Source organism: Corallococcus praedator (genome assembly GCF_003612125.1).
In the GTDB taxonomy this organism is placed as follows: Bacteria; Myxococcota; Myxococcia; order Myxococcales; family Myxococcaceae; genus Corallococcus; species Corallococcus praedator.
In genome coordinates, this window is the sequence record NZ_RAWI01000695.1 from 1 (window position 1) to 2,265 (window position 2,265).

2 protein-coding genes are annotated in these 2,265 nt (G+C 73.5%); both read right to left on the reverse strand.

Features of this window, described 5'->3' with window-relative positions; translation table 11 throughout:
* On the reverse strand, window positions 1-339 hold a 339-nt coding region (locus tag D7Y13_RS40945; RefSeq protein ID WP_341870475.1), incomplete at its 3' end, for a DUF6597 domain-containing transcriptional factor.
* The coding region (locus D7Y13_RS40950; RefSeq protein ID WP_147452631.1) for a sensor histidine kinase at window positions 339-2,265 on the reverse strand (1,927 nt) is incomplete at its 5' end. The genes D7Y13_RS40950 and D7Y13_RS40945, both read right to left, overlap by 1 nt.

Genomic DNA, 2,265 nt, shown 5'->3' on the forward strand with positions numbered 1-2,265 from the left:
CTCCCACCCCTCGCGCGCGACGCGCGGCCAGAGGTCCCCCAGCGCCACCTGCGCGTCCGTCAGCTCCTGCAACGGCAGCCGCAGGAACGGCTGCGCTCCGCCCGGACGGAAGCGCACCGCGACGATGGACGTGGGGAACGTCAACGGCACCACCGCCGCCGTCCGCATCGCCCCCACCACCTTCGGACGCACCCCGTCCGCCAGGTCCACCAGGATGTCCAGGCACCCGTCCGGCATCACCCGGTGCGGCCCCGGCAGCGGCCCCGACGCCTCCATCGCCCAGTAGCACCGCACGTACGGCGCCAGCGCCGCGCATGGGAGGACCTCCACGTAGCGCATCAGGCGGCGGCTTCCGCCAGGGCGGCCCGGGGCAGCCGCACCGTGAAGCAGGAGCCCTGCCCCGGCCCCGCGCTCGTCACCTGGATGCGGCCCCCGTGGCGCTCCACGATTTCGCGGCAGATGGCCAGCCCCAGGCCCAGGCCCCCGGCGTAGTGCTCGGTGGCGTTGCGCGCCCGGTAGAAGGGCGTGAAGAGCTGCGACACGCTCTCCTCCGGAATGCCGATGCCCCGGTCCTCCACGTCCACCCGCACCCCGTCCGGCTCCTCCACCACGCGGATCCGCACCGGGGTCTCCGGCGGCGAATAGCGCAGCGCGTTCTCCACCAGGTTCGTGAGGAGCTGATCCAACCGCTGCTCATCCCACCGGCCCACCAGCGGCGCCGGGGGAAGCTCCAGCGACAACAGACCCTGGCGCTCCGGCCGGGAGGACTGGATGCGCTCCACCACCTCGTGCGCCAGCGTCCCCAGGTCCATGGGCGCCACCGTCAACGTGAAGCGCCCGGACTGCAGCCGCGACACATCCAGCATGTCGCCAATCAGCCGCGTCAGCCGGTCCACCTGCCGGTTCAGCCGCGCGAAGGTCGCGCGCTGGCGCTCCGGGTTCAGCTCCTGGCCGGCCTCGGACTGGCGGATGAGCAGCTCCAGCGTCGCCTTCAGCGGCGTCAGCGGCGTGCGCAACTCATGGCTCGCCATGGACAGGAACTGGTCCCGGATGGCGATGGCCTCGCGCAGCTGCTTCTGCGTGCGGTCGATGCGCGCCGCCATGTCGTTGAAGCCCGAGGCCAACTGGGTGACTTCGTCGTCTCCCCGGGCCTGCACCCGCTGGCCGCCCTCCAGCGCCGGCGTGCCCAGCGAGGAGAAGCCGTCCCTCAGCGCCTCCAGCCGCTGCGCCACGTCCCGCCCCACCCACTGCGACAACATCAGCGCGATGGCGCCCGCCAGCGCCGCGATGACCACCACCCACGCGCCCATGCGCGTCACCGGCGCGAACGCCTCGCGCAGCCGCGCCGTCACCACCACCGTCCAGGGCGTGTCCGACACCTGCGCGTGCGCCACCATCAACCGGTGTCCCCGGGCGTCGAACGCCTCCGTCATGCCCTCGGGCGCCGCCAGGGACTCCGGCGGGAGCAACCCCAGCACGGGCGCCCGGGTGAGCACGTCGCCCCGGTCCGTCTCGCGCAGCAGGCTGCCGTCGCGCCGGTCGAACAGCTCCACGTGGTAGCTGCGCGAGGCCAGCGTCGGCTGCAAGCCCAACCGCTGCAACGACAGCCCCGCCACCAGGATGAGCCGCCCGCCCCCGCCCAGGTCCACCGGCGCGGTGAAGACGACGAAGGGCAGGCCCGCGCGCGTGAGGAAGGGCCGCGACAACAGCACCTCGCCATCCCCCTTCATCGCCTGCTGGAAGTACTCCCGGTCGGAGAAGTTGCCGGAGCGCTTGAGCCGCGAGGAGGCCACCAGCGTCTCCCCCGTCGCATCCAGCACCCAGGCCGCGTCGAACAGGCCGGAGTCATTCTCCAGCAGGTCCACCCGCTCGCGAAGGCCCTCGCGGTCCCCCGCGCGCGCCGTGGCCACGAAGGCCGCGTCCCGGCTCTGCGCACGCAGCATCGAGCGCGCCACGGTGGCCGTCTGGTCCAGCCACGCTGTCTCTGCGGCCACCGCCTGCCGCGCCTTCTCCCGCAGCTCCACCTCCAGGGCCCGCTGCGCGAGCGTGGAGGTCACCGCGCCCAGCCCCAGGATGGGCAGCACCGACGCCAGGGCCATGCCGCGAAACAACCGCCAGCGCACCCCCGCCGGCGCCGGCACCCGGCGCAGCAGCAGCAACACCAGACACGACACGGCGAGCACCGCGTACACGCCCATGCCGGCCCACGAGGCCCGCGCCCCCAGCGCGAACGTCATGTTCACGAACAGGGCGCTCAGGCCCCCC